Origin of the sequence: Thermus sp. (assembly GCF_039793865.1) — a bacterium.
Taxonomy (GTDB): Bacteria; Deinococcota; Deinococci; order Deinococcales; family Thermaceae; genus Thermus.
In genome coordinates this window covers 16004-42632 of record NZ_JBAMMI010000018.1, presented here as the reverse complement: position 1 = coordinate 42632, position 26629 = coordinate 16004, and the positions used below count along the sequence as shown (strand labels likewise).

The 26629-nt window shown below is 68.7% G+C and carries 27 protein-coding genes; 15 read left to right on the top strand and 12 right to left on the bottom strand.

What is annotated here, in order from left to right; all coding sequences use genetic code 11:
• Positions 1–14: 14 nt before the first annotated feature.
• Complete coding sequence (locus ABJK26_RS01740) at positions 15–380, top strand: ASCH domain-containing protein (protein ID WP_347240485.1); 366 nt, start codon at positions 15–17, stop codon at positions 378–380.
• Here the strand turns inward: ABJK26_RS01740 and ABJK26_RS01735 are convergent.
• Both ABJK26_RS01735 and proS read right to left on the bottom strand, forming a co-directional pair.
• Positions 346–2085, bottom strand: coding sequence for a GNAT family N-acetyltransferase (locus ABJK26_RS01735; RefSeq protein WP_347240484.1), 1740 nt, complete (start codon positions 2083–2085; stop codon positions 346–348). The genes ABJK26_RS01740 and ABJK26_RS01735 overlap by 35 nt on opposite strands.
• Positions 2086–2088: 3 nt before the next feature.
• The gene (gene proS / locus ABJK26_RS01730) at positions 2089–3522 is read right to left on the bottom strand and encodes a proline--tRNA ligase (protein ID WP_347240483.1); all 1434 of its coding nucleotides are present in this window, start codon (positions 3520–3522) and stop codon (positions 2089–2091) included.
• 32 nt (positions 3523–3554) lie between these two features.
• Between proS and ABJK26_RS01725 the strand changes: the two genes are divergently transcribed.
• Together ABJK26_RS01725 and ABJK26_RS01720 are read left to right on the top strand one after the other, a co-directional pair.
• Entirely contained in the window at positions 3555–4772 is a 1218-nt protein-coding gene (locus ABJK26_RS01725; protein WP_347240482.1) for a 2,3-bisphosphoglycerate-independent phosphoglycerate mutase, read from the top strand.
• A gap of 10 nt (positions 4773–4782) precedes the next feature.
• Entirely contained in the window at positions 4783–5331 is a 549-nt protein-coding gene (locus ABJK26_RS01720) for a Uma2 family endonuclease (RefSeq protein WP_347240481.1), read from the top strand.
• Here ABJK26_RS01720 and ABJK26_RS01715 read toward each other — a convergent pair.
• Genes ABJK26_RS01715 through aroA form a run of 8 tightly spaced genes read right to left on the bottom strand, consistent with a single transcriptional unit; the run spans position 5309 to position 10717 of the window.
• The gene (locus ABJK26_RS01715) at positions 5309–6286 is read right to left on the bottom strand and encodes a bifunctional oligoribonuclease/PAP phosphatase NrnA (RefSeq protein ID WP_347240480.1); all 978 of its coding nucleotides are present in this window, start codon (positions 6284–6286) and stop codon (positions 5309–5311) included. The genes ABJK26_RS01720 and ABJK26_RS01715 overlap by 23 nt on opposite strands.
• Before the next feature lie 12 nt (positions 6287–6298).
• Entirely contained in the window at positions 6299–6718 is a 420-nt protein-coding gene (locus ABJK26_RS01710) for a PIN domain-containing protein (protein ID WP_347240479.1), read from the bottom strand.
• Positions 6702–6938, bottom strand: coding sequence for a DUF6364 family protein (locus ABJK26_RS01705; protein ID WP_347240478.1), 237 nt, complete (start codon positions 6936–6938; stop codon positions 6702–6704). Before ABJK26_RS01705 ends, ABJK26_RS01710 begins: the two co-directional genes overlap by 17 nt.
• Positions 6939–6965: 27 nt before the next feature.
• Positions 6966–7670 (bottom strand): bifunctional dihydropteridine reductase/dihydrofolate reductase TmpR, encoded by a 705-nt coding sequence (gene tmpR, locus ABJK26_RS01700; RefSeq protein ID WP_347240477.1) that lies wholly within the window; start codon positions 7668–7670, stop codon positions 6966–6968.
• On the bottom strand, positions 7667–8077 hold the full coding sequence (locus tag ABJK26_RS01695; protein ID WP_347240476.1) for an NUDIX domain-containing protein: 411 nt from the start codon (positions 8075–8077) through the stop codon (positions 7667–7669). Before ABJK26_RS01695 ends, tmpR begins: the two co-directional genes overlap by 4 nt.
• On the bottom strand, positions 8041–8814 hold the full coding sequence (locus ABJK26_RS01690; protein ID WP_347240475.1) for a CDP-alcohol phosphatidyltransferase family protein: 774 nt from the start codon (positions 8812–8814) through the stop codon (positions 8041–8043). Before ABJK26_RS01690 ends, ABJK26_RS01695 begins: the two co-directional genes overlap by 37 nt.
• A 2-nt stretch (positions 8815–8816) precedes the next feature.
• Positions 8817–9443 carry a (d)CMP kinase gene (gene cmk / locus ABJK26_RS01685; protein ID WP_347240474.1) on the bottom strand — a complete coding sequence of 209 codons (627 nt, stop codon included), beginning with the start codon at positions 9441–9443 and terminating at the stop codon, positions 8817–8819.
• Positions 9428–10717, bottom strand: coding sequence for a 3-phosphoshikimate 1-carboxyvinyltransferase (aroA, locus tag ABJK26_RS01680; RefSeq protein ID WP_347240473.1), 1290 nt, complete (start codon positions 10715–10717; stop codon positions 9428–9430). Before aroA ends, cmk begins: the two co-directional genes overlap by 16 nt.
• Before the next feature lie 69 nt (positions 10718–10786).
• On the opposite strand from aroA, the gene ABJK26_RS01675 reads away from it, so the two are divergent.
• Entirely contained in the window at positions 10787–13402 is a 2616-nt protein-coding gene (locus tag ABJK26_RS01675; protein ID WP_347240471.1) for a BTAD domain-containing putative transcriptional regulator, read from the top strand.
• Here the strand turns inward: ABJK26_RS01675 and ABJK26_RS01670 are convergent.
• The gene (locus tag ABJK26_RS01670; protein WP_347240470.1) at positions 13383–14144 is read right to left on the bottom strand and encodes a class I mannose-6-phosphate isomerase; all 762 of its coding nucleotides are present in this window, start codon (positions 14142–14144) and stop codon (positions 13383–13385) included. The two genes, ABJK26_RS01675 and ABJK26_RS01670, sit on opposite strands and share 20 nt — an antisense overlap.
• Positions 14145–14163: 19 nt before the next feature.
• On the opposite strand from ABJK26_RS01670, the gene ABJK26_RS01665 reads away from it, so the two are divergent.
• The 4 genes from ABJK26_RS01665 to ABJK26_RS01650 all read left to right on the top strand — a co-directional run bounded on the left by ABJK26_RS01665 (position 14164) and on the right by ABJK26_RS01650 (position 16776).
• A complete protein-coding gene (locus ABJK26_RS01665) occupies positions 14164–15036 on the top strand; it encodes an SIS domain-containing protein (protein ID WP_347240469.1) in 873 nt (290 codons plus the stop codon).
• Between the two features lie 2 nt (positions 15037–15038).
• Positions 15039–15719, top strand: a complete 681-nt coding sequence (locus ABJK26_RS01660; RefSeq protein WP_347240468.1) for an endonuclease V — start codon at positions 15039–15041, stop codon at positions 15717–15719.
• A 5-nt stretch (positions 15720–15724) separates the two neighbouring features.
• Positions 15725–16360, top strand: coding sequence for a lysophospholipid acyltransferase family protein (locus ABJK26_RS01655; RefSeq protein ID WP_347240467.1), 636 nt, complete (start codon positions 15725–15727; stop codon positions 16358–16360).
• A 122-nt stretch (positions 16361–16482) separates the two neighbouring features.
• Complete coding sequence (locus ABJK26_RS01650) at positions 16483–16776, top strand: HU family DNA-binding protein (RefSeq protein WP_347240466.1); 294 nt, start codon at positions 16483–16485, stop codon at positions 16774–16776.
• Positions 16777–16830: 54 nt separating this feature from the next.
• Here the strand turns inward: ABJK26_RS01650 and ftsH are convergent, their stop codons facing one another.
• Positions 16831–18711 carry an ATP-dependent zinc metalloprotease FtsH gene (gene ftsH, locus ABJK26_RS01645; protein ID WP_347240465.1) on the bottom strand — a complete coding sequence of 627 codons (1881 nt, stop codon included), beginning with the start codon at positions 18709–18711 and terminating at the stop codon, positions 16831–16833.
• Between the two features lie 124 nt (positions 18712–18835).
• Between ftsH and dnaK the strand changes: the two genes are divergently transcribed.
• From dnaK to ABJK26_RS01610, 7 genes are all read left to right on the top strand, one after another.
• Complete coding sequence (gene dnaK / locus ABJK26_RS01640) at positions 18836–20680, top strand: molecular chaperone DnaK (RefSeq protein WP_347240464.1); 1845 nt, start codon at positions 18836–18838, stop codon at positions 20678–20680.
• A gap of 54 nt (positions 20681–20734) precedes the next feature.
• Positions 20735–21268, top strand: coding sequence for a nucleotide exchange factor GrpE (gene gprE / locus ABJK26_RS01635; protein ID WP_347240463.1), 534 nt, complete (start codon positions 20735–20737; stop codon positions 21266–21268).
• Between the two features lie 3 nt (positions 21269–21271).
• Complete coding sequence (locus ABJK26_RS01630) at positions 21272–22105, top strand: DnaJ C-terminal domain-containing protein (protein ID WP_347240462.1); 834 nt, start codon at positions 21272–21274, stop codon at positions 22103–22105.
• A complete protein-coding gene (locus ABJK26_RS01625) occupies positions 22092–22328 on the top strand; it encodes a chaperone modulator CbpM (RefSeq protein WP_347240461.1) in 237 nt (78 codons plus the stop codon). Before ABJK26_RS01630 ends, ABJK26_RS01625 begins: the two co-directional genes overlap by 14 nt.
• Positions 22329–22480: 152 nt before the next feature.
• A complete protein-coding gene (clpB, locus tag ABJK26_RS01620) occupies positions 22481–25045 on the top strand; it encodes an ATP-dependent chaperone ClpB (RefSeq protein ID WP_347240460.1) in 2565 nt (854 codons plus the stop codon).
• 11 nt (positions 25046–25056) lie between these two features.
• Entirely contained in the window at positions 25057–25446 is a 390-nt protein-coding gene (locus tag ABJK26_RS01615) for a ferritin family protein (RefSeq protein ID WP_347240458.1), read from the top strand.
• The gene (locus ABJK26_RS01610) at positions 25443–26627 is read left to right on the top strand and encodes a VLRF1 family aeRF1-type release factor (protein ID WP_347240456.1); all 1185 of its coding nucleotides are present in this window, start codon (positions 25443–25445) and stop codon (positions 26625–26627) included. The genes ABJK26_RS01615 and ABJK26_RS01610 overlap by 4 nt, the downstream gene beginning before the upstream one ends.
• Positions 26628–26629 lie beyond the last annotated feature (2 nt).

Here is a 26629-nt window from a genome sequence, read left to right as displayed (position 1 = left end):
TCTACAATGAGGAGGTGGAAAGGCCCAAGCTCGGCCTCATCGTCCGGGAACCCTACGCCAGCCTCATCGTGGACGGGAAGAAGGTCTGGGAGATCCGCAAGCGGAAAGCCCACCACCGGGGCCCCTTGGGCATCGTCACCGGGGGGAGGCTCATCGGCCAGGCGGACCTGGTGGGGGTGGAGGGGCCTTTCAGCGTGGAGGAGCTCCTCGCCCACCGGGAGAAGCACCGGGCGGAGGAGGCCTTCCTCCGGGCCTACGCCGGGGAAGGACCCCTTTTTGCCTGGGTCCTGGAGAACGCCTTCCGCTATGAAAAGCCCCTTTACGTCCCCAAAAAGCCCGGGCGGGTCATGTTCGTGGACCTCTCCGGGGTACGGTGGTGAGCCCCCCGTAGCCCACGTAGACGAGAAGGTCCGGGTCCAGGGCGGCCACCACCTCGGGCCGGTGGGTGGCGGCCACCAGGGTGATCCCCGCCTCCCGGCAGAGCTTCCCCAGGCCCAGGGCCACCCGCCTCGCCGTGGGCACGTCCAGGTGGGCGGCGAACTCGTCTATGAGGAGGAGGTCGGGGCGCTCGGCGAGGAGGAGGGCGAGGCGGAAGCGCTCTCTTTGCCCGGTGGAAAGCTCTTTGGGCCTCGCCCGGTAGAGCACGGCGTCGGAAAGCCCCACCCGGTTCAGCACCTCTATGGCCGCCCCCACGTCCCCTAGCCTCCGGTAGACGGCCTCGAGGATGGGCGCCTCCCCCAGGTCCACCTCCACCTCCCCGGGGATGTAGGCCACCCGCCTTCCCGGAGGGACCGCCACCTCCCCGAGGTCCGGGGCCTCCCCCAGGAGGAGGCGCAAAAGGGTGGTCTTCCCCGCCCCGCTCGCCCCGGCCAGGACCACGAGGCTTCCCGGGGGGATCTCCAGGTCCACGCCCTTGAGAACCGCCCGCTCCAACCGCCTCGCCTTCACCCCGAAGGCGAGGAGGGCCTCCCGCACCTCCTCGGAAAGCCCCGAAAGGTCCAGGTGGCTCCGGTAGGCCTTGTGGACCCCGGCAAGGCGGATGGGGCCCTTTAGCCCCGAAACCCGCCCGAACCGGGGCCTATAGAGCCGCCCCCCGTGGGCACGGGCGTAGGGGTCTTCCTGGAGGAATCGCTCCAGGTAAGCCTCGGCCTCCTCCGTGAGGGGGTAGAAGAGGACGGGCCTTCCCGAGGCGGTGTCAAAGAGGTAGCGGAAGCCCACCTTCTCAAAAAAGGGGTGGTAGCGGGCCATCTGGGCGATGGTGTAGACGAGGTGCTTCTCCCGCCTCCCCTCGGGGGCCCCCCGCTCCCTCGCCCACTCCAGGGCCACCCGCACGAGAAGCGCCCCGAAGCCCTCGGAGCGGTAGTCGGGGTGGACCACCACCCGGGCGATGCGGGCGGCGGCCGTCTCCACCCGGTCCAGGACCTTCTCCCAGTCCGCCCCGCCCTCGTAGGTGGGGTGGAACCAGTCCCTGGGGAAGATCTTCTCCCGGATATCCCGCTCCACGCCCTCGGGGGTCCTCCGGTGCATGCGGGGGATGGGGGGGTCTAGGCGCAGGTAGCCGAGGATCCGGGGCTCAAAGGGGAGGCGCTCCACGAGCTCCAGCACCAGGAAGCGGCTCGCCGGTGTGGAGCCCCGGATCTCCTTGAGCCTGGCCTCCCCGCCGCAGTCGCAGAGGGGCTTGGCGTTGGCGGGAAGGGTCTTGCGGCACCGGGTGCAGACCCAGAGGGCCACCACCTCCTTCTCCGAGGCGTAGTGGAACTGCTCCAGCTCGGCGATGGCCTCGTAATCTCCCTCGTAGGTGGCCTCCCGCGCCCTAAGGCGGTAGCGGTAGGCCTCGCCCCCCAAGGGGCTTTCCCGAACGTGCTCCAGGGTTTTGGCGAAGGGGGGCCAGAGGGGGAAGGCGGCCTCGAGGGCGTACTCCTCAAAGCCGAGGAAGGGCTTCTTGAGCTCGGTGCGAAGCCTCACCCGCTCCCCCAGCCTCAGCCACTTGGCGGCGTCCCCCGACATCCTGAGGAGGACCCCCCCGGAAAGGAGGACCTCCCCGTACCAGCGCCAGTAGATCCTGCGGCCCAGGACCCGGGGCATGGCCTAGTAGGCCTTGGCGAAGACCACCCGCTTGCCGTAAGGAGAGGGCCTGCCGCAACGGACGCAAGGGCCCTCCTCGGGCTCGGCCTCAAAGGGCACGCAGCGGGTGGTGGCGGTGGTCTCCTCCTGGATGCGCTTCTCGCAGGCCTTGTCCCCGCAGTGGAAGGCCAGGGCGAACCCCTCCTGCACCGCCTCCTTGAAGGCCTCGTAGGTGTCCACCTTGCGGGTGTGGGCCTCCCGGAAGGCGAGGGCCCTTTGGTAGAGCTCCTCGTGGAAGGCCTCAAGCTTTTTGGGCAACACCTCGGGGAGGGCGGCGAGGGGCAGGGTCTCCTTGCCCCCAAGGCGGCTCGCCAGCACCGCCTGGCCCCCTTCCAGGTCCTTGGGCCCGAGCTCCACGCGGAAGGGCACCCCCTTGAGCTCCCACTCGTGGAACTTGTAGCCCGGGGTGTGCTGGTCCCGGTCGTCCAGGTGGACGCGGAGGCCTTGGGCGAGGAGGGCCTGGCGGAGGCCCCAGGCGGCTTCCAGAACCCGCTCGCGGCTTTCCTCCTTGTAGATGGGGACGATGACCACCTGGATGGGGGCGAGGCGTGGGGGCAAAATAAGGCCCCGGTCGTCCCCGTGGGTCATGATGATGGCCCCGATGAAGCGCCAGGAGAGGCCCCAGCTCGTGGTGTGCACGTACTTCACCTGGAGGTCCTTGTCCTGGAACTTGATGTCAAAGGCCCGGGCGAAGTTCTCCCCCAGGTAGTGGCTCGTGCCCGCCTGGAGGGCCTTGCCGTCTTTCATCATGGCCTCAATGGTGGTGGTGTAGACCGCCCCCGCGAACTTCTCCTTCTCGGTCTTCATGCCCTCAATCACGGGGATGGCGGCGTACTCCCGGGCGAGCTTGGCGTAGATGGAGAGCATCCGCCGCACCTCCTCTTCCGCCTCCTCGCGGGTGGCGTGGGCGGTGTGCCCCTCCTGCCAGAGGAACTCGCTCGTGCGGAGGAAGGGCCTGGTGCGCATCTCCCAGCGCACCACGTTCCCCCACTGGTTGAGGAGCTGGGGCAGGTCGCGGTAGCTCTTGATCCATTTGGACCACATGTAGCCGATGACCGTCTCCGAGGTGGGCCGCACCGCCAGGGGCTCCTCCAACTCTTCGCCCCCGGCGTGGGTGACCACGGCGAGCTCGGGGGAGAAGCCCTCCACGTGCTCGGCCTCCTTCTTGAGGAAGCTCATGGGGATGAAGAGGGGGAAGTAGGCGTTCTGGTGGCCCGTCTCCTTGAACATGCGGTCCAGAACCCCCTGGATGTTCTCCCAAAGGGCGTACCCGTAAGGGCGGACCACGATGGTCCCCCGCACGGGCCCGTAGTCGGCGAGCTCGGCCTTTTGGATGACCTCGAGGTACCACTCGCTGAAGTCCTGGCTCTGGGGGGTTAGGCCCTTCTCCTTCGCCATACCCGCCCATCTTACCCCAGTAAAATGGCCCCATGGACCTCTTCCCCGTCTTCAAGGAGCTCGCCCAGAAGACCCCGAGCAAGGTCCTCCTCATCGTCTTAGACGGCGTGGGGGGGCTTCCCCTGGAGCCGGGGGGCCCCACGGAGCTCGAGGCCGCCAAGACCCCAAACCTAGACCGCCTGGCGGAGGAGAGCGCCTTAGGCCTTCTCACCCCGGTTTACCCCGGCCTCGCTCCCGGCTCCGGCCCCGGCCACCTGGCCCTCTTCGGCTACGACCCCTTCCGCTACGTGGTGGGCCGGGGGGCGCTTTCCGCCTTGGGCCTCGGGGCCGACTTCCGGGAGGGGGACGTGGCCTTAAGGGGGAACTTCGCCACCCTCGCCGAGGGCAAGGTGGTGGACCGGAGGGCGGGAAGGCCCAGCACCGAGGAGAACCAAAGGGTCGTCGCCAGGCTCAAGGAGGCCATCCCCCGCCTAGAGGACGTGGAGGTCCACTTCTACACCGAAAGCGAGCACCGCTTCCTGGTGATCCTCAGGGGGGAAGGGCTAGAGGACAAGGTGACGGACACCGACCCCCAGAAGCCGGGCCTACCCCCCCTAAGGGCCCAGGCCCTGGACCCGGCCTCGGAGAAGACGGCCCGTATCGTCAACCTGCTTTCGCAGAGGATCCAGGAGGTCCTCAAGGACGAGCCCCGGATGAACGGGGCCCTCTTCCGGGGAGCCTCCAAGAAACCGAGCTTCCCCAGGATGGGGGAGGTCTACGGGCTTACCCCCGCCGCCATCGCCAGCTACCCCATGTACAAGGGCCTGGCCAGCCTGGTGGGCATGGAGGTCCTCCCCGTGGAGGGGGAGGGGGACGCCCTGGAGGGAAAGCTCGAGGCCCTGAGGGAGAACTGGGACCGGTACGACTTCTTCTACTTCCACGTGAAGAAGACGGACGCCATGGGGGAGGACGGGAACTTCTGGGGGAAGGTGGAGAAGATTGAGCTCTTTGACGCCCTCCTCCCCGAGATCCTGGCCCTGGGCCCGGACGTCCTCGCCATCACGGGGGACCACTCCACCCCCGCCCTCCTCAAGGCCCACTCCTGGCACCCCGTGCCCCTCCTCCTGAAGGCCCCCTACCTGCGGGCCGACGGGGCGAGGCGCTTCACGGAAGGGGAGGCCCTAAGGGGAAGCCTCGGCCACCTCCGGGGGGTGGAGCTCATGCCCCTCCTCCTCGCCCACGCGGGGAAGCTCCTCAAGTACGGGGCCTAAAACTGGGAAGATGATCCGCCACCGCCTGAGCCTCGAGGAGTTCCAGGGCCTCTTGGAGAAGGCCCCGGAAGGGCTCCACCTGGAGCTTCTGGAGGGTGAGGTCTACGAGATGGCTCCCATCGGCAGTGGACACGCCAGCCTGGTGACCTACCTGGCCAAGCAGCTGGAAAGGCTCTACGGGGACCGGGCCTTGGTCTACGTGCAAAACCCATTGCATCTCTCCCCCCACTCCCTTCCCCAGCCGGACCTGGCCTTGCTCAAACCCCGGGAGGACTTTTACCGGGCGAAGCTCCCCGAGCCCGAGGACGTCCTCCTGGTGGTGGAGGTCAGCTTCTCCACCCGGGAGGTGGACCTTAAGAAGCTCACCCTCTACGCCCAAAGCGGCATCCCCGAGGTGTGGTTGGTGGAGGAAGGGGGCAACCTGGAGGCGTACCGGGAACCCCGGGGGAGCCACTACCGCCACCGCCTCCTTTTGGAGCCGGGGGAGGAGATCGCCCCCCTCCTCCTATCCCATCCTCCCCTGCTCTGGAACCCCCCTAGAGGTACCCCGCCCGCGTGAGCTCCTCCCGGACGGCCTCGAGGACCACCTCGTAGGCCTGGTCCAGGTCCAGGCCCTTCAGGGTAGCCCCGGCGGCGGGCACGTGCCCCCCGCCCCCGAGCCTCAGGGCGATGTTCTGGGCCGAGACCCCGCCCCGGGAGCGGATGGAGACCTTCACCCCCTCTTCCCGCTTGCGGAGGAAGACCGAGACCACGCTCCCCTCCACGTAGCGGATGAGGCCCACGAAGTCGTCGGAGTCCTCCTCTTCCCGCTGGGCCCCTTCCGGAAGGTGGGCGGTGACGAGAAGCCCCCCGAAGTGGAAGGCCACGGTGGAAAGCACCTGCCCCATGAGGCGGAAGTAGGAAGGGGGGCGGAACTGGAGGCGGTCGGTGAGCTCGGCGAGCCTCACCCCGTAGCCCAAAAGCTCCGCCGCCACCCGAAGAACCTCGGGCGTGGTGTTGGCGAAGCGGAAGTTGCCGGTGTCGGTGAGGATGCCCGTGAGGACGGGGGTGGCGATCTCCGCCGTCCACCCCACGCCCAAAAGGTCAATGAGGTCCTTCACCATCTGGGCGGTGGCCGCCTTGGAGGGGTCCACCACGGCGAGGTGGCCGAAGCGGGGGTTGGTGCCGTGGTGGTCAATGTTGATGACGAAGCCCTCCACGGGGACCCCCACGACCCGGGAAGGCTCGGCGCTGTCCAGGGCCACCAAGGTGGCCCCCGGAGGGAGCTTATCCACGGGGTCGGAGTACTCCTCCTCCTTGGGGAGGAAGCGGAGGAACCTCGGGGGCTCGGCCACCCAGTAGGCCTCCTTGCCCAGGGCCTTGAGGGCCCTATAAAGCCCCAAGGAGCTCCCGATGGCGTCCCCGTCCGGGTCCACGTGGGTGGCGATATAAACGGGGCCCTCCACCGCCTTCAAGACCTCGGCCACCAGGCGCATCTTGTCCCAGTACTGGGGTTCAGGGGCGTTTCCGTCCACGAAGCTAAGGTATCACGCAAAAGGGTTCTTTACCCGCACCCCCCCGTAGGAAGCGGGGTGGAGGTTCTCGCTCCACACCACCTTGGCCCCCAAAGCCTTCGCGCTTTGCAGGACCATGGCGTCCCAGAAGGAAAGGCGGTAGCGCTCCGAGAGGAGGGAGGCGGAGAGGACATCCTCCAAGGTCGGTAGGTGCAGGCGGGCTTTCCCCAGATCTCCCAGGATCTGCCTGGCAGTTTCCCCATCTAAAGGCTCTGGGAGTTTGCGGGTCACCACCACGTAGAACTCCTGGAGCACCTGCAAAGAGAGGGCTAGCCTTCTCTGCAAAAGAAGGGGCTCCAGAAGGGCGATGGCCCGTGTCCTTTTCTCCGGAGAGGAAAGATCGTAGGCGTAGACCAAGACGTTGGTATCCACGAACTCAAGCCCCACGGGCATGCCGCTCCTCCCGGGAAGGCAAGGCTCCACCCCCGGTACGGTAAAGTCCCCTACGCATCCAAGAGAGTTGACGGGCGAAGGCCTCACCCTCTTCCTCTCCCACGGCCTCCCGCAAAAGGGCCTCCACAAAGGCGTTTAGGCTCTTCCCCCGGCGCAGCGCCTCCTCCCGGGCTCGGCGTACTAGGTCCTCAGGAAGCCTCAGGGTAAGGTTCCGGCCCATGGACACAGTTTAGCACATCATGATGGGCTAAAGGTTCCACCCCCCCGCCACCTCCAGCACCTGGCCCGTGAGGTAGGGCTCGCGCACGAAGAAGAGCACCGCCTGGGCGATCTCCTCAAGAAGGGCGAGCCGCCCCATGGGGATCTCGTGGAGGGGCTTGGAAACCGAGTTCTCCGCCACCCCGGGGGCCACCACGTTGGCGGTGATGCCCGCTTGGGCGAAGCGCTTGGCGATGGCCTTGGTGTAGAGGATCACCCCGGTCTTGGCGATGGCGTAGGGGGTGATGTGGGTCCGGGCGAGGAGGTTGCCCGCCCCGGCGTAGCCCAGGTTCACGATGCGGCCATAGCCCTGCTCCACCATGAGGGGGAGGACCTTCTGGGTGAGGAGGAAGGTGGCGGTGAGGTTGGTGTCCAGGATCCAGCGCCACTCCTCCAGGCTCACCTCCTCTATGGGCTTGTAGAGGTAGTCCCCCACGTTGTTCACCAAAACGCCCACGCCCCCTAAGTGGTAGCGCACCTCTTCCACCAAATGGGCCACCTCCTCCTCCCGGGTGAGGTCGGCCTGGACCTTGATGGCCCTCACCCCGAGGGCCTCCGCCTCCTCCCGGGTGGCCTCGGCGAGGGCCTCGGAGGCGCGGTAGTGGACGGCCACGGCGTAGCCCTCCCGGGCGAGGGCGAGGAGGATGGCCCTCCCGATGCCCTTAGCGCTTCCCGTCACCAAAGCGGTCCTCATCCTTCCTCCAGGTAGCGCTCCAGAAGGGCCCGGGTGAAGGTGTTCAAGGGGTAGGCGAGCCCCGCCTCGGGCTCCACCCAGGCCCACTCCAGGATCTCCTCGTTCGGGCGCACCTCCCCTTCCGCCCGGGCGAAGTAGTTGAAGAGGAGCATGTGGGTGGGCCTGTAAAACTCGAGGCTGAAGATGGCCTCCTGCAAAAGGGCGAAGCGGATGCGGGAAAGGGCGAGGCCCACCTCCTCGCTGAACTCCCGCCTCAGGGCCTCCTCCAGGGCCTCTCCCCACTCCACCTTCCCCCCGGGCACCCCCCAAAGCCCCCGCCACTTGGCCGTGCGCACCAAGAGCACAAGGCCTTCCTTCTCCACCAAGGCCCCTACCGTGGGGATGGGATACTGCGGGCGATCCTCCATAGGTACCAAAGGCCAAGATACCCGCCTTGGAGGAGGACGAAGGTGAGGTAGGCGCCAGGCTGGCGGAAGACGAGAAACACTCCTAGGAAGAAGAGCTGGGTGGTGAGGCCCAGGTTCACCACCCCCGCCAGGGTCCCCTCGTCCCAAAAGCGGCGGGGGTCCAGGCCAAGCCGGCCCGCCAAGCCCGCCTCCAGGGCGGCGATGCCCCGGTCCTGGGGCAGGAAGAGGAGGCGGTAAATCCCCCGGAGGAGGCGGAGGAGGGGGGTTTCGGGGTCCAGGGGCCCCTGGGGAAGGGCGAGCCCCCGGTGAAGGCGGTAGAGCCTCTCCAGGTTGAAGTCGTAGGACTGGACCAGGGTGAAGACCAAAAAGGCCAGGAGGGCCTTACCCACCTCCCCCGTGCGCAGGCCGAGGGCGCAAAAGAGGGCGAGGTTGCCCAGAAAGTCCAGCTCCGTGTCCAGGTAGCGGCCGAGCTCGGTGACCTCCCCCCGGAGGCGGGCGAGCTGGCCGTCGGCGTTATCCAGAACGGTCTTGAGCTGGAGGAGGAGGGCCGCCCCAAGCCCCTCCCCCCGGTAGGCGAGAAGAGCGGCGAGGAGGGCGAGGAGGGTGTGGAAGAGGACCAGGTGGTGGGGCCGCACCGGGGTGGGGAGGAGGCGGCGCACCACAAGGTGGGCCAGGGGGCGGTAGAGGACCAGGTTCAAGAACTCCTGGACCGGCCTCTCCTTGGCCCCGGGGACCACGCCTACCTCCCGAGGTGGGCAAGGACCAGGGCCACCACTTCCTCCAGGGTGAGGCCCCCGGTGTCCAGGAGGAGGGCATCGGGAGCCGGGGCACTCTGGTCCCGGTCCTTCTCGTCCCGCAGAAGGAGGTCGCGGAGCACCTCCTCGTAGTCCTGGAGTCTTTCCCGGGAGCGCCTCAAGGCCCGCACCTCGGGGCTCGCCGTAAGGTAAAACTTGTAGTCCGCCTCGGGGAAGACCCGGGTGCCCATGTCCCGGCCCTCGGCCACGAAGGGCGGCGGCACCTCCTTGAGCCTCTGGCTCACCCAGGCCCGCACCCCGGGAAGCCGGGCCACCTCCGAGACCACGCGGTCCACCTCCGGGGTGTGGAGGAAGGGGGTGAGGTCCTCCCCTTCCGCGAGAACCCGGTTGCCCGCCCTCTCCGCTAGGAGCCGGACCCTACGCGCCTTCAGGAGGCGGAGAAGGGCCCCCTCGTCCCCCGGGTCCACCCCCGCCCTGAGGGCCAGGTAGGCCGCCGCCCGGTAGAGGAGGCCGCTGGAGAGGTAGGGCACCCCCAGGGCCTCCGCCACCCGCCGGGCCACGGAGCTCTTCCCGGAGGCCGAGGGTCCGTCTATGGTCACGATGCCGCGCATAGCCCCTTCAGGTCCTGGAAGAAGCCGGGGTAGGAGATCTCGGCCCACTCCGGATCCCAGACCCTAACCCCCACGGGCAGGCCCGCCACGGCGAAGGCCATGGCGATGCGGTGGTCGTGGAAGGGCTCCACCTCCCCGGGCCGCACTCCCCCGCCCCGGATCCTGAGCCAGTCCTGGCCCTCCTCCACCTCCACCCCGAGGGCCCGGAGGTTCCTGGCGATGGCCGAAAGGCGGTCCGACTCCTTCACCCGGAGCTCGGACAGGCCCGGGATATGGGTCTCCCCTTCCGCCCAGGCGGCGGCGGCGGCCAGGATGGGCACCTCGTCCACCATGAGGGGGATGAGGGAAGGGTCCACGGAAACCCCCTTTAAGGGGCTATACCGGGCCCGCACCCACCCCACGGGCTCCCCCGCCTCCCCCTCCAGCACCTGCCACTCCAGGTCGGCCCCCATGGCCCTGAGGACCCGGAGGAGGCCGGTTCGGGTGGGGTTGAGGCCCACCCCCTCCACCACCACCTCCGAGCCCGGGGTAAGGAGGGCCGCCACCAAAAAGAAGGCCGCCGAGGAGAAGTCCCCGGGGACCACGAGGTCCTTGGCGGGAAAGGGGCCCGTGCGCCAAGTGCGCACCCGCCGGCCCTCCACCTCCAGGGGCAGGCCGAAGTGGCGGAAGAGCCTTTCCGTGTGGTCCCGGGTGGGTAGGGGTTCCTCCACCTCCGTCATCCCTTCGGCGAAGAGGCCGGCGAGGAGGAGGGCGCTCTTCACCTGGGCGCTGGGGACGGGGAGGGCGTACCGGATGCCCCTCAGGGCCTGGCCCCGCACCGCAAGGGGAGCCTTCTCCCCCCTCTCCCGCCCGTCCACCCTCGCCCCCATGGCCCGAAGGGGCTCCGCCACCCTCCCCATGGGCCTCCGGCGCAAGGAGGCGTCCCCGGTGAGCACAGCGAAAAGCCCCTCCTGCCCGGCGAGAAGGCCCAGGAGGAGGCGGATGAGGGTCCCGGCGTTGCCGCAGTCCAGGACGTCCTTCGGCTCCTCCAGGCGGAGGCCCCGCCCCCGCACGAGGAAGTGGGGACCCTCCTCTACGATCTCCGCCCCGAGGGCCCTAAGGACCCGGGCCGTGGAGAGGGTGTCCCCCGCCTTCAAGGGGTAAAGGAGCCTTCCCTCCCCCTCGGCCAAGGCCAAGAGCATGAGGCCCCGGTGGGTGACGGACTTGTCCCCGGGAACCCGCAAGACCCCCCGCAGAGGGCCGCAGGGAGGGAGGTCCAGAAAGGGCCGGTCCATGACTTCATAGTCTCGGGGCGGGGAGGGGGTCTGGTCAAGGGCGGACCTTGGCTAGAATAGAAGCCAAGCATGGCCCTGGCCTGGTCAAGCCCGGTCTACCTGGAGAGGAAAAGGCTTTTAGACCTCCTCCCCGAGGAGCCGGGCTTTTGCGTCTGGCTCGAGGCCCCGGCGGGCTTCGGCAAAAGCGTCCTGGCCGGTCAGCTCGCCGCCAGGCTTGGCCTCCGCGCCCTCTGGGCGAGCGCCCTTTTGGGGGAGCCGAGGGCCCTTCTGGCCGAGGCCCTGGGCCTTCCCCGGGAGGCCCACTGGAACGCGGTGGTGGCCGCTTTAGGGGAGGCGCCCTCCCTCGTGGTCCTCGAGGACCTCACCGGGGAGGAGGCCCTCTCCCCCCTCCTCCGCACCCTACCTTGCCTCTTGGTCCTGGCGAGCCGCAAACCCCTCCCCTACCCCGAGCTCCCCAAGCTCCTCGCCGAGGGAAGGCTCGTCCACCTCCAGGCCCCAGACCTCGCCTTCACCGAGGAGGAGGCGGAGGCCCTCTTCGGCGGGCGGGAGGGGTGGCGGGAGGCCCACCGGGCCACGGGGGGCTGGGCCCTTCCCCTCTTCCTCTCCGCCTTCACCGGAAGGTCCCCCGAGCCCGAGGCCCTCCTCCAGGGCTTAAGGGAAAGCCTTTCAGAGGAGGAGTTCCGGGAAGGCCTCCTCCTCGCCGCCCTCCCCCTCCTCCCCTCCGCTCACGCCCTCCCCGTCACGGAGGGCCTCTTCCAGAAGGGCCTCCTCCAGCAGGTTCCCGCGGGCTACCGCCTCCACCCCCTCCTCCGGGGGATGGCCCTCAGGACCCTGGGGGAGGAGGTCCGGGAGGCGGTGCGGGGGGCCGAGGGCCGGCTTCCCCCGGAGCTTCTGGCCGAGGCCCTCTTCGGGGCGGGGCTTGAGGAGGAGCTCCTTGAGCTCTTGGAGAAGCCCATCCCTCTCCCCATCCCCGCCGAGAGGCTCGTGGCCTGGGAGGGCGTGTTGCGCCGGGGCGGCCCCCGGGCCCGGCTCCGCCTGGGGGAGGCGTTGCTCCAGGTGGGAAGGCGGGAGGGGTTCGCCCTCCTCGAGGCCCTGGCCGCATCCCCGGACCCCGGCGTGGCCCTCACGGCCTCCGGCCACCTGGCCTACTACCTGGCCGACCCCCTTCTGGGCCAGGACCTAGGGGCGGCCCGGGCCCACCTGGAACGGGGCCTGGCCCTCTTGGACCGGGTCCCCCCCGAGCTCGCGGGCCGCTTCCTCAACGACGCGGCCCGCGTCCCCTACGAGGAGGGGAGGCTCCTGGAAGCCGAGGCCCTCTTGGAGGAGGCCTTGAGGCGGCTTCCCTTGGAAAGCCCCTACCGCCTCGCCCCCCTCATCAACCTGGCCTTCCTTCGCTTTGAGCGGGAAGGAAGCCTCCTCGGGCGGATCGCCGCCTTGGAGGAGGCGGTGGAACGCCTCGGGCCCCTCGGGCCCGCCAACCTGGCGGGGCACCTCCGGGACCTGGGGCGGCTCTACCTCCTCCTCGGGGAGAGGGAGAAGGCCCGGGAGCGCCTGAAAAGGGCCCAGGAGGCCGAGGGCCACCCCCTGGCCGCCCTCGAGGCCCGGATGCTCCTCGCCCACCTGGAGGAAGACGCCGAAGGGCTTTCCCGCCTGGTGGCCCAGGCGGAGCTCTTGGAGAACCCCTACCTGGTGGCGCGGGGGCGGGCCCTCCTCGCCGGGCTCCGCCGGGACCCGGGCCTCCTCCAGGGCCTCCAGGGCTTCCTCCCCGCCCTCGCCCGGGCCCTCCTCCTCGAGGACCCCGCCCTCCTCCCTCCCTACCCCGAGGAGCGGGAGGAGCGCCTCCACTGGCACGCCGCCCGCTACCGCCTCCTTCAGGAGGAGGAAGACCTCGAGGCCCTCCTCTCCCTAACCGACGCCAGGGAGCGGGTCCTCCCGGGCCTCGTCCCCCTAGGGCTCCTCCCCCGGAAGCGCCCGGAGCTCGCCCGGGCCTACCCCCTGGGGGAGGTCCTGAGGAGCGGCTGGAAGGAGGCCGTGGCCCTGAGGCTCGCCGAAATCCCCCCTCTCCAGGTGGAGGTCCTGGGAACCTTCCGGGTGAGGAACCCTTTGGGCGGGGTGGAGCTCAAGGGCAAGGAGCAGGCGGTCTTCGCCCTCCTCCTCCTGGGGCTTCCCCGGAAGGAGGTGGCCTTCGCCCTCTGGCCCGACCTCTCCGAGGAGGCCGCCCTGAACAACCTCTACGTCTGGCTGAACCGTCTCAGGAAGGCCCTCGAGCCCTGGGGTGTCCCCACCTACTTGGGCGAGGAAGGCCTGAGGCGGGTGGACTGCGACCTCCACGCCCTGGAGGAGGCCCTAAAGCAGAGGGACGCAGAGAAGGTCTACGCCCTTTACCAAGAGCCCCTCTTCCCCGGTCTGGACCACCCCCTCCTGGACCGGAAGCGGGAGGAGGTCTTCCACCGGGTGCGGGCCCTTCTCCTCAAGCGCGGGGAGGCGCGCTATCTGGAGCGGCTCCTGGAGCTGGACCCCCTGGACGAGGAGGCCCTCCTCCCCCTGGTGGAGGGGTGCCTGGCCCGGGGGCAGCGGGCCCGGGCCCAAGCCCACCTGGAGCGCTACCGGAAGCGGCTCTGGGAGGAGCTTGGCGAAAAACCTTCCCCTAGGGTAGAGGCCCTCCTCAGGCGCCTCTTGGGCTAGCCCCCAGGACGAGCCCTTCCCCTTCCAGGAGGGCCTCCTCTTTGGCCTCCAGAAGAAAGGTGGCGAAGGGCCGCAAAACCCTCTCCCCTAGGCGAGCCTCCCCCTCTAGGAGGGTGAGGATCAGGGGAGCCTCCGGCCTCAGGGCAAGCCGCCTCTTTAGGGGATAGCGGTAGAGGCAGAAGTAGGGGGTGGAAAGGAGCCTCTCCCCTCCCTCCACGGGCTCGGGCCTCGCCTCGGGAAGAGGGGTGGGCTCCAGGAGGGCCACCTCCAGGGCCTTCTCCAGATGGAGCTCCCGGGGCCTGCCGTAGTCGTAGAGGCGGTAGGTGATGTCCGAGGGGGTTTGGACCTCGTAGACCCGGGTGCCCGGGCCCAGGGCGTGCACCACCCCCGCGGGCAGGTAGACCACCTGGCCGGGCTCCACCCGCACCCGCCGGAGGACCTCCTCCAGGCGGCCCTCCTCCGCCCGCCTCAGCGCTTCCTCCCGGGCCACGGGCTGGCCAAAGCCGTAAACGATCTCCCCCGAGGAGAGGACGTACCAGGCCTCGTACTTGCCCGGCTTCCCCTCCACCCTTAGGGCGTAGGCGTGGGGCGGGTGCACCTGGACGGAAAGCCACTCCGCCGGGTCCAGGAGCTTCACGAGAAGCGGCTCCTCGCAGAGCCACACCTCCCCGATCCCCGGGCCGAAGCCCAGGGCGCTTCCTCCCCAGATGCGGGCCACGGGTTTGGGCGCGAAGAGGCGCACGGGGTTTAGCATAAGGGGTATGCGCGACCTGGACCGGGAGGAAAACTACCTGGCCGACCGCCGGGGCCTGGCCTTGGAGCTTCGGGACCTGGTGAGCACGGGCCCCGTGCCCCCCGAAGCCTACCCCGGCCCCCACGGGGTCCTGGCCTACGGGGAGGGGTGGTTCGCCGCCCAGCTCCTCTCCCTCCCCGAGTGGGTGGAGGAGGGCACCCTCTTCCTCCTGGAAGGGGGGTACGACCTGGGGGAGGCCGCGGCCATGGGCCTCCTGGCGGAGTCGGGAAGGGCGCGGGTGGTGCGGGTGGGCTTCCGGGAGGGCGGAGAGGTCTACCTGGCCCCCAGCCCCTTAAGCCCCTACCGCTACCTCCGCTTCCTCCTCCTCGCCACCGGAAGGGAGGAGGCCCTGGAGGAAGTGGACCAGGCCCTCCTCCGGGAAAGGCGGCGCCTCGCCCCCGAGGTGCCCCTGGAGGAGAACCCGGCCAAGTTCCTGGCCTACACCCTTCTGGAACGGCTTCCCCTCTTCTATAGCCCCTTCTTTCGTCCCCTCGAGGGGGCCGCCCAAAGCCTCTTCGCCCGCATCGGCAAGAACCTCTCCTTGACCCCGCCCTTTAGCGCCCTGGAGTTCTTCCTCACGGGCCTCGAGGCCCGCCACGAGCAGGGGGACCCCCTGGCGGCGGTCCTCTTAGGAGGGGGGGAGGCCGCCTCCTTGGCCAAGGAGATCCTGGAGACCCGGGTGGACGCTCTCGCCGAGGTGCCCGCCCCGGAGGGGAGCCGCCTCGCCCAGGCCATGGCCCTCTGGTACCGCCTGGCCTGGACCGCCTACTACCTCGCCCTCCTCTACGGGGTGGACCCTTCGGACCAGGAGGTGCTGGAGAGGCTCCGGGAGGCGAGCTAGGCGTGGACATTCCCCCCTTTCCCCGCCCCGGGAGCCTAGAGGAGGCGGCAAGGCTCCAGAAGGCCCTCGCCGCCCGGGTGAGGGTGGAGGGGAGCCTCGAGGGGGTAAAACGCATCGCCGCCCTGGACGCCTCCCACAAGCGGGGGAAGCCCCTCTTGGCCGTGGCCGTCCTTTACCACCTGGAAAGGGGGCCCCTCTTCGTGGGGAAAGGCCTCCTCCCCGAGGCGGAGCTCTTCCCCTACATCCCGGGCTTTCTCTCCTTCCGGGAGGCCCCCGCCTACCTCCTGGCCCTGAAGGCCCTCCCCGAGGCCCCGGAGGCCCTCCTCGTGGACGGGCAGGGCATCGCCCACCCTAGGGGCCTAGGCATCGCCAGCCACCTGGGGGTCCACCTGGACCTACCCAGCATCGGCGTGGCCAAAAGCCTCCTCTTTGGCCGCCTGGAGAGGCCTCTCCCTCGTGAAGCGGGAAGCGCCGTCCGCCTCCTCGCCCCGGATGGCAGGCCCATAGGCTACGCCTACCGGAGCCGAGCCGGGGCCAAACCCCTCTACGTCTCCCCGGGACACCGAACTGGGCTGGAGGAGGCCCTGGCCTTCGTGAGGCGCCTTCCCACCCGCTACCGCCTTCCCGAGCCCCTGAGGCTCGCCCACCTGGAGGCCCTCCGCGCCCTCCGGGCCTTAGACTGAGGGGCGTGGAGGCCACGAAGCCCAACCCCGTCTACCGGGCGGCCTGGCGCCTGGCCCGGTTTCTCCTCCACCTCCTTTTCGGCTACCGGGTGGAGGGCGCGGAAAGGGTTCCCCAGGTGGGCCCGGTGATCCTGGCGGCCAACCACCTCTCCATCCTGGACCCCATCGCGATAGGGGCAGGGGTGCGGCGGCCGGTGAGCTTCCTCGCCCGGGCGGATGTCTTCCGACTCCCCTTCCTCTCCTGGCTCCTTCCCCGCCTCTACGCCATCCCCGTGGAGCGGGGCACAGGAGACCTCTCCGCCGTGAAAAGCGCCATCCGCGCCCTGGAAAAGGGCATGGCCTTCGGCATCTTCCCCGAGGGCACGAGAAGCCGGAGCGGAAAGCTCCAGCCCTTTAAGACCGGGGTGGCGGCCATCGCCTTGCGCGCGGGCGCCTCGGTGGTGCCCGTGGCGGTCATCGGCACGGAGGAGGCCTGGCCCGTGGGGAAAAAGCTCTTCCGGCTCCGCCGCCCTATCCGGGTGGTCTACGGGGAACCCATCCCCGTTCCAAGGAAAAGCAAGGTCACCCACCAGGAGCTGGAAAACCTCACCCGGGAAATAGAGGCCCGGGTACGGGAACTTCTCCCCCCTCGCTACCGCTAGAGTCAATGCTTCCGCTATCACATATAGCTATACACAAGTATAGAAATGGGCAGGGGTATTGCGCGAGGACCTTAAAGCGTGATATATTCCGCCCGGAAGGGAAAAGGGAAAGGAGGTAAAGAATGGCAGCAAAGAAGACGGTAACCAAAGCGGATCTGGTGGACCAGGTGGCCGCGGCTGCGGGCCTCAAGAAGAAAGACGTCAAGGCGGCGGTGGACGCCTTCCTGAGCAAGGTGGAGGAGGCCCTGGCGGCGGGCAACAAGGTGCAGCTCACCGGCTTCGGCACCTTTGAGGTGCGCAAGCGCAAGGCCCGCACCGGCGTGAAGCCCGGCACCAAGGAGAAGATCAAGATCCCCGCCACCCAGTACCCCGCCTTCAAGCCGGGCAAGGCCCTCAAGGACAAGGTCAAGAAGTAAGCTATTCCCTTCCTCCGGGGAGGAAGTCCTCCCCGGGTTATCCCTTCATGGCGCCTAAACCCCGCCCAAAGCCCCGCCGGGCTTGACCTTGGGGACCACCCGGGGGGCCTCCCTTTCCTCCCTGGGCTCCGGGGCCTTGGGCTCCTCCAGGGGCAGGCCCTCCACCACCCTTTGGAACTCCTCGGCGGTCAGGGTCTCCCGCTCCAGGAGGGTCTCCGCCACCCGCTCCAGGACCTCCCGCTTCTCCGTGAGAAGGGCCTTCACCCTCTGGTACTGCTCCTCAATGAGGCGGCGCACCGCCTCATCTATGCGCTTGGCCGTCTCCTCGGAGTACTGGCGCACGTCGTAGCCTCCCAAGTAGGTGTCCTCGCGCACGGCGTAGGCCACGGGGCCGAACTCGGGGTGCATGCCCCACTCGGTGATCATGCGGCGGGCGAGCTCCGTGGCCTGGCGGAAGTCGTTCTCCGCCCCGGTGGTCACGTCCTCAAAGACCAGCTCCTCCGCCGCCCTTCCCGCCAGGGCCACGGCGATCTGGTCCAGAAGCCGCTTCCTGGACCAGTGGAGCATGTCCTCGCGCCTAGGCATCATGAAGCCTAAGGCTCTCCCCCGGGGCACGATGGTCACCTTGTGCACCCCGTCGGCGTGCTCCAGGAAGTGGGCCGCCAGGGCGTGCCCCGCCTCGTGGTAGGCGGTGATGCGGCGGTCGCGGGGGGTGAGGACGAGGCTCTTCTTGGCCGGGCCCATCATCACCCGGTCGGCGGCCTCCTCGAGGTCTTTCATGGTGATCTTCTTCCGCCCCTCCCGGGCGGCGAGGAGGGCGGCCTCGTTGAGGAGGTTCTCCAGGTCCGCCCCCACGAAGCCCGGGGTGCGCTTGGCGAGGAGGGCCAGGTCCACGTCCTCGCCCAGGGGCTTCCCCCGGGCGTGGATCCTCAGGATCTGCTCCCTGCCCCGGACGTCGGGGGCGTCTATGGCGATCTGGCGGTCAAAGCGCCCGGGGCGGAGGAGGGCGGGGTCCAGCACATCCGGGCGGTTGGTGGCGGCCATCACAATGATAGTGGAGTCCTTCTCAAAGCCGTCCATCTCCACCAGGAGCTGGTTTAGGGTCTGCTCCCGCTCGTCGTTCCCGCCCCCCACCCCGCTTCCCCGCCTCCTGCCCACGGCGTCAATCTCGTCAATGAAGACGATGCAGGGGGCGTGGCGCTTGGCGGTCTCAAAGAGGTCCCGGACCCTCGCCGCCCCCACCCCCACGAACATCTCCACGAAGTCGGAGCCCGAGGCGGTGATGAAGGGCACCCGGGCCTCCCCGGCCACGGCCCGGGCGATGTGGGTCTTCCCCACCCCCGGAGGCCCCACCAGGAGGACCCCCTTGGGGATCCTGGCCCCCATCTCGTGGAAGCGGCCGGGGTTTTTGAGGAACTCCACAATCTCCTTGAGTTCCTCCTTGGCCTCCTCCGCCCCGGCCACGTCCTTGAAGGTGACCTTGGGGGCCTCGGTGAGGACCCGGGCCCGGCTTTTGGTGAAGCTGAAGGCGGAGTCCGAAGGCCCGGCCCGGCCCGTGCGGGAGAAGTAGAAGAGGGCCCCGATGAGGAGGCCCACCAGGAGGAGGGGCCAGAGGAAGCCCAGGGGGCTTTGCCCCTGAGGAGGTTCCACCCGCACGCTCACCCCCTTTTGCATCCAGGCCTCGAGGGTGGCGCTATCCGGGGGGCTTGCGGCGTAGGTGGTGAAGGTGGAGCCGTCCACCAGGGTCCCCTGGATGCGGGTCTCCCCCGAGCGCACCACCACCTCCTTCACCCGGCCCGCCTTGAGGTCCTCGAGGAAGGTGGTGTAGTTCACCCCACCCCCGGTGCCGCCCGTGGTTCCCGCCAGGCTGAAGGCCCACGCCAGGAGGAGAAGGCCGAGGAGGAAGATCAGGAAGTTCAAAGGCAAACGGGACATGTCTTTCCCTAAGGTACACGAAAAGAGGGAAGCCCGGGTAGCCTGGGGCACCATGATACAATAGCGCTCAACTCTCTTGACAAGAACAATCCGAGCCGCTTACGCTAGAAGGGAGAGGTGCGTTATGGCCAAGGCAGTGGGCATTGACCTGGGCACCACCAACAGCGTCATCGCCGTGATGGAAGGCGGGAAGCCCGTGGTTTTGGAGAACGCCGAGGGGGAGCGGACCACCCCCAGCGTGGTGGCCTTCCGCGACGGGGAGACCCTGGTGGGCCGCATGGCCAAGCGCCAGGCGGTCCTGAACCCCGAGGGGACCATCTTTGAGATCAAGCGTTTCATCGGCCGCCGCTTTGAGGAGGTAGAGGAGGAGGCCAAGCGGGTGCCTTACAAGGTGGTCCCCGGGCCCGACGGGGGGGTAAGGGTGGAGGTCAAGGGCAAGCTCTACACCCCCGAGGAGATCAGCGCCATGGTCCTCCGCAAGCTGGTGGAAGACGCCTCCAAGAAGCTCGGGGAGAAGATCACCAAGGCGGTGATCACCGTGCCCGCCTACTTCAACAACGCCCAGCGGGAGGCCACGGCCAACGCCGCGAGGATCGCGGGGCTTGAGGTCTTGCGCATCATCAACGAGCCCACCGCCGCCGCTTTGGCCTACGGCCTGGACAAGAAGGGGAACGAGACCGTCCTGGTCTTTGACCTGGGAGGCGGGACCTTTGACGTCACCATCCTGGAGATCGGCGAAGGGGTCTTTGAGGTGAAGGCCACCTCCGGGGACACCCACCTGGGCGGGTCGGATATGGACCACGCCATCGTGAACTGGCTCGCCGAGGAGTTCAAGCGGGAGTACGGGGTGGACCTCAAGGCCGACCGCCAGGCCCTCCAGCGCCTCATTGAGGCGGCGGAGAAGGCCAAGATTGAGCTCTCCAGCACCCTGGAGACCACCATCAGCCTCCCCTTCATCGCTTTGGACCCGGCGAGCAAGACCCCCCTCCACCTGGAGAAGAAGCTCACCCGGGCCAGGTTTGAGGAGCTCATTGAGCCCCTCTTGAAGCGCCTAAGGGGCCCGGTGGAGCAGGCCCTAAAGGACGCGGGCCTCACCCCCGCCCAGATCGACGAGGTGATCCTGGTGGGCGGGGCCACGAGGGTGCCCGCGGTGCAGCGGGTGGTGAAGGAGCTTCTGGGCAAGGAACCCAACCGCTCGGTGAACCCCGACGAGGTGGTGGCCATGGGGGCGGCCATCCAGGCCGGGGTGCTCATGGGCGAGGTGCGGGACGTGGTCCTCCTGGACGTCACCCCCCTCTCCCTGGGCGTGGAGACCAAGGGCGGGGTGATGACGGTGCTCATCCCCAGAAACACCACCATCCCCACCCGCAAGTGCGAGATCTTCACCACCGCCGAGCACAACCAGACCGCCGTGGAGATCCACGTCCTCCAGGGCGAGCGCCCCATGGCGGCGGACAACAAGAGCCTGGGCCGCTTCCGCCTCGAGGGCATCCCCCCCATGCCCGCAGGCGTCCCCCAGATTGAGGTCTGCTTTGACATAGACGCCAACGGCATCCTCCACGTGACCGCCAAGGAGAAGTCCACCGGGCGCGAGGCCTCCATCACCATCCAGAACACCACCACCCTCTCCGAGGAGGAGATCCAGCGGATGATTGAGGAGGCGAAGCGCCACGCCGAGGAGGACCGCCGCCGCAAGGAGCACGCCGAGCTCAAGAACGCCCTAGACTCGGCCCGCATCCAGGCGGAGCGGGTTCTCCAGGAGAAGCAGGGGGCCCCCGAGGCCAAGGCCCGGCTGGAGGAGGCCATCCGCAAGGCCAAGGAGCTCGTGGAGCGGGACGCCCCCGACCCCGAGCTCAAGGCGGCCACCGAGGAGCTCCTCAGGGCGGTCCAGGCCTACGAGGGCTCGGGGGCGGCCTCCGGCAAGGGCCAGGGCGACGTGATCGACGCCGACTACAAGCCCGCGGAGTAAGGCGAGGGAAGGGGGCTCCGCCCCTTTGGGTGGGGCCCCTTTTGGGGAGGGCCCATGGAGGAGCGGAACCACGAGAACACCCTGGAGAAGGACCTAGAGGCCGTGGGCCAGGAGGCCCAGGCCCTGGAGGAGCGCCTAAAGGCGGCGGAGGAGGAGCTTAGAGGCCTCAAGGACAGGTACCTCCGCCTCCTCGCCGACTTTGACAACTACCGCAAGCGGGTGGAGGGGGAGCTCAAGGCGCGGGAGCGGGAGGGCGTGCTCAAGGCCTTGAGGGCGCTCCTTCCCGTCCTTGACGACCTGGACCGGGCTCTGGAGTTCGCCGAGGCGAGCCCCGAGAGCATCCGCCAGGGGGTGAAGGCGGTCCGGGACGGCTTCTTCCGCACCCTGGCGGGCCTTGGGGTGGAGGAGGTGCCGGGGGAGGGGGAGGCCTTTGACCCCAGGTACCACGAGGCGGTGGGCCTCCTCCCCGGCGAGCCCGGCAAGGTGGCCCGGGTCTTCCAGCGGGGTTTCCGCCTGGGCGAGGCCCTGGTGCGCCCGGCCCGGGTGGCGGTGGGGGAGGCCAAGCCGGAAGAGGCCGAGCTGGAGTAAACCATGAAGGACTACTACGCCATCCTGGGGGTGCCCAAAAACGCCACCCAAGAGGAGATCAAGCGGGCCTACAAGCGCCTGGCCCGGCAGTACCACCCCGACGTCAACAAAAGCCCCGAGGCCGAGGAGACGTTCAAGGAGATCAACGAGGCCTACGCCGTCCTCTCCGACCCCGAGAAGCGGCGGGTCTACGACACCTACGGCACCACCACCCCGCCCCCGCCCCCACCCCCTGGCGGGTACGACTTCTCGGGCTTTGAGGTGGAAGACTTCTCCGAGTTCTTCCAGGAGCTCTTCGGGGCCGGACTCTTCGGCAGGCGCAGGTCGGGCCCCCGCCGGGGCCGCGACCTCAGGGCCGAGCTTCCCCTAAGCCTCGAGGAGGCCTTCCACGGCGGGGAGCGGGTCCTGGAGGTGGGGGGAAGGCGGGTCACGGTGCGCATCCCTCCTGGGGTCCAGGAGGGGAGCGTGATCCGGGTGCCGGGGATGGGGGAGCGTGGCGAGCCCCCGGGGGACCTCCTCCTCACCGTGCGCCTCCTCCCCCACCCCGTCTTCCGCCTGGAAGGGCAGGACCTCCACGCCACCCTGGACGTCCCCGCCCCCATCGCCGTGGTGGGGGGGAAGGTGCGGGCCCCTACCCTAGAGGGCCCGGTGGAGGTTACCATCCCGCCCAGGACCCAGGCGGGGAAGAAGCTGAGGCTTAGGGGCAAGGGCTTCCCCGGCCCCGGGGGCCGGGGGGACCTCTACCTCGAGGTGCGGGTCACCATCCCCGAGCGCCTCACCCCCGAGGAGGAGGCCCTTTGGAAGAAGCTCGCGGAGGCCTACTATGCTCGCGCGTAGCCAGTGGCTTTCCCTCGAGGCCCTCCCCCAGTACGGCCTCTCCCTAGGGGCCGTGCGGGCCTACGTGGAGATCGGCTTCGTGGAGCCCTTGGAGGTGGGGGGCACCTGGTACTTCCGGGAGAAGGACCTCCTGAGAATGGCCAAAGCGGAGCGCATCCGCAAGGACCTGGGAGCCAACCTCATCGGGGCGGCTTTGGTGGTGGAGATTCTGGAGAGCGGCTAGGGACATCTTTCCTCTTCGGCTTCCCCTACAATCAGGGTAGCGGCTCCCCTTCTCCGCCTTCGGACTCAGCGCCTCGGGTTTTCTTACTCATATCTCTTGACAATAGCGTTATCAATGGATATGCTAGATGTAGCAAAGGAGGGCAGGAAGGCATGAACCTGGAACGCTGGACCCAAGCCGCGCGGGAAACCCTGGCCCAGGCCCAGGTCCTGGCCCGGGAGATGAAGCACCAGGCCATAGACCTGCCCCACCTGTGGCGGGTGCTCCTTAAGGAGCCGGGAAGCCTGGCCTGGCGCCTTCTGGAAAAGGCCGGGGCCGATCCCAAGGCCTTTAGGGAGCTCCAGGAAAAGGAGCTCGCCCGGCTGCCCAGGGTGGAGGGGGCCGAGGCCGGCCAGTACCTCACCCCCCGGCTTTCCGGGGCCCTGAACCGGGCCGAAGCCCTCATGGAGGAGCTCAAGGACCGTTTCGTGGCCGTGGACACCCTGGTGCTGGCCCTGGGGGAGGCCACCCCTGGGCTACCCAGCCTGGAAGCGCTAAAGAAGGCCCTTTGGGAACTGAGAGGAGGGAAAAACGTGCAGACGGAACACGCGGAAAGCACCTACAACGCCTTGGAGCAGTACGGCATTGACCTGACCAAGCTCGCCGCCGAGGGCAAGTTGGACCCGGTGATCGGGCGGGACGAGGAGATCCGCCGCACCATCCAGATCCTCCTCCGGCGCACCAAGAACAACCCGGTGCTCATCGGCGAGCCCGGCGTGGGCAAGACGGCCATCGTGGAGGGGCTGGCCCAGCGCATCGTCAAGGGGGACGTGCCCGAGGGCCTGAAGGGCAAGCGCATCGTCTCCTTGCAGATGGGCTCCCTCCTCGCCGGGGCCAAGTACCGGGGCGAGTTTGAGGAGCGCCTCAAGGCGGTGATCCAGGAGGTGGTGGGGAGCCAAGGGGAGATCATCCTCTTCATTGACGAGCTCCACACCGTGGTGGGGGCGGGCAAGGCCGAGGGCGCCGTGGACGCGGGCAACATGCTGAAGCCCGCCTTGGCCCGCGGGGAGCTCAGGCTCATCGGGGCCACCACCCTGGACGAGTACCGGGAGATTGAGAAAGACCCCGCCCTGGAGCGGCGCTTCCAGCCCGTCTACGTGGACGAGCCCAGCGTGGAGGAAACCATCTCCATCCTCCGGGGCATCAAGGAGAAGTACGAGGTGCACCACGGGGTGCGCATCGCCGACCCCGCCCTGGTGGCGGCGGCGGTCCTCTCCCACCGCTACATCCCCGAAAGGCGCCTCCCCGACAAGGCCATTGACCTCGTGGACGAGGCGGCGGCCCGCCTGAGGATGGCCCTGGAGAGCGCTCCCGAGGAGATTGACGCCCTGGAGCGCAAGAAGCTCCAGCTGGAGATTGAGCGGGAGGCCCTCAAGAAGGAGAAGGACCCCGACTCCCAGGAGCGCCTCAAGGCCATTGAAGAGGAGATCGCCAAGCTCACGGAGGAGATCGCCAAGCTCCGGGCCGAGTGGGAGGCGGAAAGGGAGGTCCTGAAGAAGCTCCGGGAGGCCCAGCACCGCCTGGACGAGGTGAGGCGGGAGATTGAGCTCGCCGAGCGGCAGTACGACCTGAACCGGGCGGCGGAGCTCCGCTACGGGGAACTTCCCAGGCTGGAGGCCGAGGTGGAGGCCCTCTCCGAGAGGCTGAAGAACGCCCGCTTCGTGCGCCTCGAGGTCACCGAGGAGGACATCGCCGAGATCGTCTCCCGCTGGACCGGGATCCCCGTGGCCAGGCTCCTGGAAGGGGAAAGGGAGAAGCTTCTGAGGCTCGAGGAGGAGCTCCACAAGCGCGTGGTGGGGCAGGAGGAGGCCATAAGGGCCGTGGCCGACGCCATCCGGAGGGCCCGGGCCGGCCTCAAGGACCCGAACCGCCCCATCGGGAGCTTCCTCTTCCTCGGGCCCACGGGGGTGGGCAAGACCGAGCTCGCCAAGACCCTGGCCGCCACCCTCTTTGACACCGAGGAGGCCATGGTGCGCATTGACATGACGGAGTACATGGAGAAGCACGCCGTCTCCCGCCTCATCGGGGCCCCGCCGGGCTACGTGGGCTACGAGGAGGGGGGCCAGCTCACCGAGGCGGTGCGGAGGAGGCCCTACACGGTCATCCTCTTTGACGAGATTGAGAAGGCCCACCCCGACGTCTTCAACCTCCTCCTCCAGATCCTGGACGACGGCCGCCTCACCGACAGCCACGGGCGCACCGTGGACTTCCGCAACACCGTCATCATCCTCACCTCCAACCTGGGAAGCCCCCTCATCCTGGAAGGCATCCAGAAGGGCTGGCCCTACGAAAGGATCCGGGACGAGGTCTTCGGGGTCCTGCAGAAGCACTTCCGCCCCGAGTTCCTGAACCGCCTGGACGAGATCGTGGTCTTCCGGCCCCTCTCCAAGGAGCAGATCCGCGAGATCGTGGAGATCCAGCTCTCCTACCTCCGGCCGCGCCTCGCCGAGAAGCGCATCACCCTGGAGCTCACCGAGGCCGCCAAGGACTTCCTGGCGGAAAGGGGCTACGACCCGGTCTTCGGCGCGAGGCCCCTCAAGCGGGTGATCCAGCGGGAGCTGGAGACGCCCCTGGCCAAGAAGATTCTGGCGGGAGAGGTCAAGGAAGGCGACCGGGTGGTGGTGGAGGCCGGGCCCACGGGCCTCACCTTCCAAACCGCCGAGCGTCTGGTGGCCTAAAGGGGGAAGCCATGAGGGTAGAGGAGGTTCTGCAGAAAGCTTACCAGGACGAGCTCCTGGACGCCCTCAGGGCGGAAAGGGCGGCGGAGGGCATTCCCTACCCCCACCTCAAGAAGCTCCTCAAGGAGGTGGCCGAGCGGGAGCGGGCCCACGCCGAGGCCCTGGCCGAGGCCCTCCGCCGCCTCGGGGCCTCCCTTCCCCCCGCCCCCAAGCCCGAGGAGAGGGGGTGGGAAAGCCTCCTCCGCCTCCTCTCCGAGGAGGGGCTGGACCGGGCCTACTACCTGGAGAGCACCCTCCCCGACCCCGAGCTGGAAGCCCTCTTCACCCGGCTCGGCCAGGAGGAAAGGCTCAACCAGGAAGCGGTGCGCAAGGCCATCGCCCTTTTAGGAGGTAGCCTATGATTGGCAAAGAGGAGATCCGCCGCATCAAGGAAAGCCTGGAAGGCCTGAAGACCCCAAGCCTCTCCCTCTACCTGGACGTGAACCCGGCCAAGCCGGAAAACGCGGGCCGGGCCTACGCCCTTAGGGCCAAGGACGCCATGAAGGCCCTCCGGGTGCCCGAGGCCTTGGCGGAGAGGGTGTTGGAGCTTCTCAGGCACGAGGTCATCCAGGCCAAGACCCTGGCCCTTTTCGCCGACGAGGCCCGCCTGGAACTTTACCCCTTGCAGGTGGAGCTACCCCTGGTGAGCGCCCTCAAGACCACCTTCCTGGACGAAGGGGCAAGCCGCCTCCTCACCGACGGGGTCTTGGCCCACTTTGGCGAGCCCTTCCTCCTCCCCCTGGTCTACGCCCTGGACGAGTACGAGCGCTACGGCGTGGTCTACGTGGACCGGGAGCGGTGGCGGGTCTTTGAGGTCTTCCTGGGGGAGATCGCCGAGGTCCAGGACGCCTTCCTGGCCCTGGACACGGAGGCCTGGCGCCGCCTCTCCCTGGACGCCCCAGGGCGCCGCTTCCACCTTGGGGGCATCGCCCGGGGCGGGGCGGGGCAGGACCTCTTCGCCAAGCGCCTCGAGGCCTGGGAGGGGCGCTTCTACAAAGCCCTAGCCCACGACCTGGAAAAGCTCTGGGCAGAAAGGGGCTTCACCCGCCTCGTCCTCATGGGCCCCGAGGAGCACACCAAGCTCTTCCTCACCCACCTCCCCGGACGCCTAAGGGAGCGGGTGGTGGCGGAGCTTCCCTCCCTGCCCCACCCTGGGGCGAGCCCCGGCGAGGTGCTGAAGCGCTTGGAGCCGGTCTTGGAGGAGGTGGAGCGCCGGGAGGAGGTCAAGCTCCTAAAGAGGCTGGAGGAGGCCTACCCCAAGGCCGCCTTCGGCCCCGAGGTGCTGGCCCGCCTGCAGGAAGGCCAGGTAGAGCTTTGGGTCCTTCCCTGGAACCTGGAAGGCGGCGTCTACGCCTGCGAGGGCCTTTACTTCGCCGATGAGGCCGAGGCCTTAGGCCTTTGCGACCAACCCCAGGCCAAGCCCCTGGCCCTGGTGGCGCCGGAGCTCGCCGCCGGGTACGCCGCCAGGCTGGAGTTCGTGCGCGGCGAGGCCGAAAGGAGGCTTCTTGAGCGTGGCGGCATGGCCGCGCTCTTGAGGTGGTAGGA